Origin of the sequence: Terrisporobacter othiniensis (genome assembly GCF_000808015.1) — a bacterium.
In the GTDB taxonomy this organism is placed as follows: Bacteria; Bacillota; Clostridia; order Peptostreptococcales; family Peptostreptococcaceae; genus Terrisporobacter; species Terrisporobacter muris.
The window spans coordinates 21,812-28,762 of sequence record NZ_JWHR01000155.1; the positions used below are offsets into that span (position 1 = coordinate 21,812).

10 protein-coding genes are annotated in these 6,951 nt (G+C 27.2%); 3 read left to right on the forward strand and 7 right to left on the reverse strand.

The window, feature by feature from the left end; all coding sequences use genetic code 11:
• Nucleotides 1-21 precede the first annotated feature (21 nt).
• The 5 genes from QX51_RS18045 to QX51_RS18060 all read right to left on the reverse strand — a co-directional run bounded on the left by QX51_RS18045 (nucleotide 22) and on the right by QX51_RS18060 (nucleotide 3,076).
• A complete protein-coding gene (locus QX51_RS18045) occupies nucleotides 22-996 on the reverse strand; it encodes a dimethylarginine dimethylaminohydrolase family protein (protein WP_039681287.1) in 975 nt (324 codons plus the stop codon).
• Between the two features lie 150 nt (nucleotides 997-1,146).
• Entirely contained in the window at nucleotides 1,147-1,950 is an 804-nt protein-coding gene (locus tag QX51_RS18050) for a MerR family transcriptional regulator (protein ID WP_039681288.1), read from the reverse strand.
• A 477-nt stretch (nucleotides 1,951-2,427) separates the two neighbouring features.
• Nucleotides 2,428-2,766 carry a hypothetical protein gene (locus tag QX51_RS18055; RefSeq protein ID WP_039681300.1) on the reverse strand — a complete coding sequence of 113 codons (339 nt, stop codon included), beginning with the start codon at nucleotides 2,764-2,766 and terminating at the stop codon, nucleotides 2,428-2,430.
• 5 nt (nucleotides 2,767-2,771) lie between these two features.
• Nucleotides 2,772-2,855, reverse strand: a complete 84-nt coding sequence (locus QX51_RS21875) for a toxin C-terminal domain-containing protein (protein ID WP_408645584.1) — start codon at nucleotides 2,853-2,855, stop codon at nucleotides 2,772-2,774.
• Between the two features lie 26 nt (nucleotides 2,856-2,881).
• Nucleotides 2,882-3,076 carry a hypothetical protein gene (locus QX51_RS18060; RefSeq protein ID WP_039681289.1) on the reverse strand — a complete coding sequence of 65 codons (195 nt, stop codon included), beginning with the start codon at nucleotides 3,074-3,076 and terminating at the stop codon, nucleotides 2,882-2,884.
• Between the two features lie 1,258 nt (nucleotides 3,077-4,334).
• Here QX51_RS18060 and QX51_RS18065 point away from each other — a divergent pair.
• The 3 genes from QX51_RS18065 to QX51_RS18075 are packed head-to-tail and all read left to right on the forward strand — an operon-like array spanning nucleotide 4,335 to nucleotide 5,445.
• Nucleotides 4,335-4,568, forward strand: coding sequence for a spore coat associated protein CotJA (locus QX51_RS18065; RefSeq protein ID WP_039681290.1), 234 nt, complete (start codon nucleotides 4,335-4,337; stop codon nucleotides 4,566-4,568).
• The gene (locus QX51_RS18070; protein ID WP_039681291.1) at nucleotides 4,555-4,818 is read left to right on the forward strand and encodes a spore coat protein CotJB; all 264 of its coding nucleotides are present in this window, start codon (nucleotides 4,555-4,557) and stop codon (nucleotides 4,816-4,818) included. The genes QX51_RS18065 and QX51_RS18070 overlap by 14 nt, the downstream gene beginning before the upstream one ends.
• Before the next feature lie 54 nt (nucleotides 4,819-4,872).
• Entirely contained in the window at nucleotides 4,873-5,445 is a 573-nt protein-coding gene (locus tag QX51_RS18075; RefSeq protein WP_039681292.1) for a manganese catalase family protein, read from the forward strand.
• A gap of 379 nt (nucleotides 5,446-5,824) precedes the next feature.
• On the opposite strand, the gene QX51_RS20795 is transcribed toward QX51_RS18075, so the two are convergent.
• Together QX51_RS20795 and QX51_RS20800 are read right to left on the reverse strand one after the other, a co-directional pair.
• On the reverse strand, nucleotides 5,825-5,962 hold the full coding sequence (locus QX51_RS20795) for a hypothetical protein (protein WP_161791949.1): 138 nt from the start codon (nucleotides 5,960-5,962) through the stop codon (nucleotides 5,825-5,827).
• 360 nt (nucleotides 5,963-6,322) lie between these two features.
• The coding region (locus QX51_RS20800) for a hypothetical protein (protein ID WP_039681293.1) at nucleotides 6,323-6,951 on the reverse strand (629 nt) is incomplete at its 5' end.

A 6,951-nucleotide genomic window follows, 5' to 3' on the forward strand; every position in this document is an offset into this window, starting at 1 on the left:
AAATATTTATTTTATCACTGTTTAATATCTTAATAGTGGTTGTGTACTACATCTAAATGATCCGCCTAAACTTCTTGAAATTTCAAAATCAATATATTCAACAGTTATCCCCTTGCTAATTAATTGTTTTCCTATATATTCAAACTCTGGATCTAAAATATATACTGAGTCGTTAATTGGTAATCCATTTACAGCTAATCTGGATACATCACTATAAGGCACTGATATTTTATCCCAATTCTTTAACTCCTCTGGAATACCATTTATTAAAGCTTCCTCACATACAATCATCATCCCATCTCTTACTAAGCTTAATGCACAATCTAAGTGTAGCACATTATTTTTTAATGGTACTTGAACTACATTATAACCAAAATGTCCTAAAAATGATTTTAACCATCTATATCCATTGTCATTTGATGCTTGTCCTGATTTACCTACAAAAACTGTTTTATCAAGGACTATAACATCTCCACCTTCTAAAAATGGTCCTGCCTCTGAATCCAAGCCTTCTGAAGTATCTACCATAGGTAATGATACATACATGGCATTACTGGAATATGCAATAGTTTCTAAAATACTACGTATAGGTAAAATTTCTTTCCTTCTATGATGATATCTTAGTGATCCTTCTATTATATTATTTCCTATTGTAAAGAATGGGTCTCTAACAAAAGAGTTACTACACCCATATTCTTTGCCACTTTCTTTTTCATAATCTGTTAATAAACGAGGTCTAACAACTTCCACACCATATTTCTCTAGTACTTGTTTTAGATTTTCTCTTTCTTGTTCCCATTTAATTTGTCTTTCTGGAAATGCCTCTTTATAATTTTTTCCATCTACATCTTTATACATTTGTAGAGTTTCTTCATCTAATACTTCTTCTACATCATCACTTATACTATTCATAGGAAATATAAATTCAGATTGTGTTAAAACAACTTTCTTTAAAGGTGCAAACTCACTTTTTACCATAACTGTTTCTTTTTTCATATAAATCTCCTTTACTGTCTATGTATTTTGTAGTTAGATTACTCTTTGCTTTATCCATTTGAATAAAACTTTTTCACTCTGATGTTTTATTCTTCAGTCACCTACTTACAAAATAATAAACCTTCCAGTTAGGTTAGGGTCAATACTATTTTACTTTTTTAATATATCTAATTTTATTAAACTTCTCTCTTCTAAGTTTTCATCCATTTTACCAATAATCCATGTTTCATTAAAATCGCCAACTACTTCAATATTATTTTCATTTATATAATCTAACAACATTCTATAATATATAATTGAGTCGCTTGGCCCACCCTCATATATTATAGTTACATAATCACCTTCTTCTAGATACCTTATATCTTTATCTTGATTGATAAAAACTTTAAATCCTTTATATATAATTTTATCTTCTTCTTTTAACTCTTTATATGATACTGTTGCTCCTAAGAGCTCAGAAGTTCTTTCTATATTTTTGTCTAAATCAAATATCACATTTCTTAAATTTAAATCTAGTTCTTGAGGGTTATGAGATACCACATCATATTTTAGATAACTTCGTTTTTCATTATGTTTGATAAATACTTCATTAAGTCCATATTCAATATTTTGAGATATTTCTTTATCTAAATAATCTAGATAACTTTTTATTGCCGATAGCTCTTTTATTTTTGCTTCTACTACTTTTGATTGATTTCTTATATTCTCTACCATAAACTCTAAATCAGTCTGTGAGCTTAAAATTTGTTTTATTAATTCTAGTGACATCCCTGTAGATTTAAACAATTTTATTAAATCTATTGTTGTTAATTGTTCTATAGAATAATATCTATATTTATTTTCTTTATTTACATATTTAGGTTTTAGTATCCCAATTTCATCGTAGTATCTAAGTGTTTTTAAGGAAACATTAGATAACTTGGATACTTCTCCTATTGTAAAGTAACTTGCCATAATAATCTCCTTTTATAGTCTTTGTATTTTTACATTATAAGCTATATATCTATTTCTAAGTTATTAGATTGGTTATAAATTGAATTCTATTAATATTATACTAATCCTGACTAAATTCTTGAATACACTAAAAACACCCACATCCAATGGATATGAGTGTTAGTGGATTTCAATGGTGGAGATGATCCACAAGAATAATACCCACAATTTTATTTATAATTAAGTTTTACCATATGAAATTATTAATAGTTGAGTTTCAAAGTTTAAAATGATATTCTATATAGTAAAAATAGATATTTATTAAGTAATCTATAATAGACAAGTTGATATAAAAATTTTACAATTAGGCCAAATTAAATTGAAAACTAAACGTACATTTCTTAGTGCTTATACCCATGCAGAATAGTAGTAATGCAACAAACTGTATGGGATAATAAGTTGCATTAGCTGCAAATTCTCCACAATAAGTATTTTGTGCTAATCTATATATAGCCCTAGTTCATTTATCTTATTAATAATAACATCAGGTAATTTAGAAGATATAATATTTATGTAAAAATCATTAGATGTATTAGTTATATCATTTTCATATTTCTCTAGCTCCATTATATATAAATAACTTATCTTTAAATAATCTAGTATTATGTCAATAGCTTTCACATATCTATTTTCTGTGTCTAAATATTCTTCCATAGTCACTTCATATCCATCAAAGTATTCTCCTACATCACTAATTGAAGTCCATTCATCTCTAGTATAGATTCCATGTTCATCTCTATATTTAGGATTATATTTAGATATTCTATAATTCATCATTTTAATTAATCTCCTACTCTATTTAAATTAATATCATATATACCATCTCTTGTCTTTCTATTTGCCAAATCCTTTATTGAAGATGCCATTTTCCATACTCCACCATTATGACTATCTATATCTGGATATATATATTTCTTTTTTTCTTATTATAAAATATAGGCTGACCATGGGATGTTTGTTTAATTTTATAAAATCCCATACTTTCAGCAATTTTCTTTGATTCTTTAGCTGTAAGTATATTTTTATTTTTAATTGCTACACATATTTTCGTAATGTTAAGAAAATACATTTCCTTATTTATTTTCATAATTATCCCCAATAATTAGAACTTTTCTAATATGTTATAATTATATATTACTTTATAGTCGTATAGTATTTGTTAGGGTCTATTAGGGTATTAAAAATTTTACACAATATACAATAGTGAGGTTTTCATAACCTTAGCATTACTCAGCAAAATTGTTGACTCCTAAAGTATAAATGATAGGTTTTGATAGGTTTTCAGATTTTAAATCTGAATATATCTCCTTTTTTAAGGCTGCCGAAAGTGCCGAGTAATAACCGAGTATCTTTTTTAAGGTAGTCGAAAAGACCGGATAATTACACTTTAGGCACTCCGAATACTCTTTTTTAGGGAGTACAGAATGTCTAGAATAAATTCTTAGTTAATCCAAAATTGGATTGAGTTAATCTTATTCGTATATTTTTCCGACTCAATTGAGGAGTAATAAAAGTGAGTAGCATTTTGATATATACTTTAAGTTTATCACTTTTTGTGAAATAGGTATAAGATTGGCTATTTGTCTACTCCAATCTCAAAATTTAGCTCATCGTTGCCAAAAGTTGAAACGCTCCATATAACTACCTTAATCTATATGACAGTAAGAAGCTTTATTGTTTAATTTTTTGGTATGCATATAATGCGCATCTAAATTTTTAACATCAGTTTCAGAAGTTTCCCCTTTTAAAAGGGTAAAGCCCACTTTCATTTATTATTTTCATATTTCTACTTTAACCTGATGCACTAATTTGGTGCGTTAGCTTATCTTCTTCATCAACATTATCCAATTGATTTTTGGATGTCGTTATTACCGATAACAGAAAGCTCATAGCTGAACTTTCACAAAAAAGTGAAGCTTAATTAGTCGAGAGAAAAATTTCCCCGGTAGATGATCTCTTTATTTATGACTGTACAAATTTGTTCACTCAATAACATTTTGTTCCTGAGTTGAGGGTCGAAATATTTCAGATAACTAATTTTTTAACCAAATACTTTTCTTACTTATTTTGTCGTTTTATATACTTTTTTATCAAACAAAGTCACAAATATTAAAATATTTATATATTATGTATTAAATAGAAGTTTACTAGAATTTAAAGCAAGCTACTATTTTTTAGTAAAAATATATTTTTATAAAAATCTAAATATATTAAGCTTAATTTTTATTAATTTATATTGAATTAATGACTCATTATTATTAAAACTAATTATCATATTTAGATATAAATATAAAAGTATAAAAAATTTAATTACTTCTAAATTCAACAAATTAAGGAGAATGATTATGGATAACTATAAAAATGTCAAACAAAACTGTGGTTATGAATTAGCTAGACCATATATAAATAGTCAAGTTTATACTGACTCATATGATTTAAAAACAGCTTTACGAAGAGGCACTTTATTCCCAGAGCTAGATTTAGTAGAATCAAATAATTATAATGACTGGTTATATGAAAATCCTAAAAATAGAGTTAAATGCAAAAGGGGTGTACAAGGTAGTTATGAGATCAAATAGAAAAGAACTTTTAAATACACTTTTAGAATATCAATTTGCTTGTATAGAATTAAATTTATATTTAGATAACAATCCAGATGATGAACAAGCTCTACGTTCATACAACACATACAGCTGTAAGTTTATGCAAGCTAAACGTGATTATGAAGATGAATATGGACCATTAACTAATTTCGGGTATGTACCAGACTCATATTCTTGGCAATGGGTATGTAATCCTTGGCCATGGGACAATGAATTCTATAGATAATATACAATATAAAAGTTAACTTATTTTTTAATATTTAAAGGAGGTCAAGTTAATATGTGGATTTACCAAAAAACATTGGAGTACCCAGTTAACATAAAAAATTCAGATCCAAGGATGGCTAAACTTATAATGACTCAATTAGGAGGACCTAATGGCGAACTTGCTGCTGCAATTAGATATATTCAGCAAAGATACACTATGCCAACTGGAAAATCTCGTGCCCTTTTAACTGACATAGGTACAGAAGAAATGGCTCACGTCGAAATAATATCTTCTATTCTATATCAATTAACTAGTAAGTGTACTCCTGAAGAGCTTAAGGCTGCTGGACTTGGACCAAACTATGCAACTTTTGGACATGGACTCCAACCAGTAGATGCTAATGGCGTAAATTTTACTACAGCTTATATTAATGTATTTGGAGATGCTGTAACTAATTTACACGAGGACATGGCTGCTGAGCAAAAAGCATTAGCAACTTATTACCAGTTACTAAATTTAACTGATGACTGTGATTTAAAAGATGTATTACGTTTTTTAGGTCAAAGAGAAATAGTACACTATCAAAGATTTGGTGAGGCGTTAATGGATATTTATGAATTTACAGAATGTAAGCGACAATTTTAATAAGTATTAATAAAAAATAACTATGATTGTTTTTACAATAATTAATATATAAACTTAAAAAGGGGGGAACTTAAATTAATTTAAGTTTCCCTTTTTATACATTTTTTATTTAAATTTGCATTTAACCTTGGCTTTGCACACCTATACTACTTACCTCTTTCACCTAAGTCTTCAGTTTTAACTTATATGGTTATTTTTGCAAAATATTTATATTATGTTATATTTTCTTCTATTTTATTCTTATTTATCGCCTTAAATTCATATGAATACAGACTATCTACCTTATACACATATGTATTCACTCATTTTTTGTTCTTCTTAATTTAAACCAATAACTCGGTTACTCTTTATATTAAACTATTATAACAAATCACCTTCCTTACTTGTGATACGGTTCACTGTTGTTTATTAAAATTAGTTTTATATTTTTTACTTTTTCATATGTATCGTAAGTATATTCTCTATAGTTAGCTTCTCCTATTAAAAAGTTTCTTTTTATCTTGGCTTTTATTTTCATTAACCAGCCATCACTATTGTATTCAAATTTTAATCCTTTTACTTAGTCATTTGAATCTGCATAGCAAAAGTTGACACACAGTATCAACTTTCCTACGCCCGGACATCATAGTCAAGTCCATTGAAATGGCTTGACTTGCTATCTATTACAAATCTGGTAACTACGCTTCCTACATTACCATAAGTATAGTCTGTAAATATTGTTTATATAGTTTTTTATATAAATGTTAGATAATATTTTGAATGGTAAAATATCACAACAGGTATGATATATTTATTCATACCTGTTGCTAATATTATTAATTAGAGACTTTTATAAATCTATCTTTTATTTGAATTTTCTTAGAGTTAGCTGATAACTTTAACCCTCACTAATTAATATCTTTCTACCAAGTAATATCCCTACAAAACCTTGTAAAGCTAAAATAGCATACGTAATAGTTGGCAATGGCATCATCTTAAAATCAGTTATATTTATCACCTTTTTTTCACTTCCAACTAAAACCAATAGCTTGTTATACTTAAGCTCATAATATTCTTTACTATTTTCATATTTAGGAAAATCTAAGAAATAAGCTTTTGACTTATCAATCTCTTCCTCATCGCTTTCTCCAAGACACTCTAAACTTACAATTTTCTGGTTATCTATATCTACTATATACTTATAATATATACTACTATGATTCTTCCTTGTATACACCTCCATGTTACTGGTATCGTTTATTTCAACATTAAGTACAAAATCATATGGCATAAATAATCTAAAAATAAATGTACCATTCTTGGCAAACACCTGTGTGCTATGCTCCTCTTTACTTGATATAATAACGTTTTCATCATTTACATATATTTCACTTATATTATATAAAGTTCCTGGTACATTACTTATATAATTTTGTATGTTTTCATTATACTCATTAATATTTTTATTTTTTAATGTGATAACAAAAGTAGATAAAAATCCTATAACACCTACTGCTAAGAAAAATT

Coding starts and splice junctions, on each gene's coding strand:
- QX51_RS18055 (WP_039681300.1), bottom strand. CDS start 2,766: ATGATGAATTATAGAATATCTAAATATAATCCTAAATATAGAGATGAA.
- QX51_RS18060 (WP_039681289.1), bottom strand. CDS start 3,076: ATGAAAATAAATAAGGAAATGTATTTTCTTAACATTACGAAAATATGT.
- QX51_RS21875 (WP_408645584.1), bottom strand. CDS start 2,855: ATGGCATCTTCAATAAAGGATTTGGCAAATAGAAAGACAAGAGATGGT.
- QX51_RS18050 (WP_039681288.1), bottom strand. CDS start 1,950: ATGGCAAGTTACTTTACAATAGGAGAAGTATCCAAGTTATCTAATGTT.
- QX51_RS20795 (WP_161791949.1), bottom strand. CDS start 5,962: ATGAAAATAAAAGCCAAGATAAAAAGAAACTTTTTAATAGGAGAAGCT.
- QX51_RS18065 (WP_039681290.1), top strand. CDS start 4,335: ATGGATAACTATAAAAATGTCAAACAAAACTGTGGTTATGAATTAGCT.
- QX51_RS18075 (WP_039681292.1), top strand. CDS start 4,873: ATGTGGATTTACCAAAAAACATTGGAGTACCCAGTTAACATAAAAAAT.
- QX51_RS18045 (WP_039681287.1), bottom strand. CDS start 996: ATGAAAAAAGAAACAGTTATGGTAAAAAGTGAGTTTGCACCTTTAAAG.
- QX51_RS18070 (WP_039681291.1), top strand. CDS start 4,555: ATGAGATCAAATAGAAAAGAACTTTTAAATACACTTTTAGAATATCAA.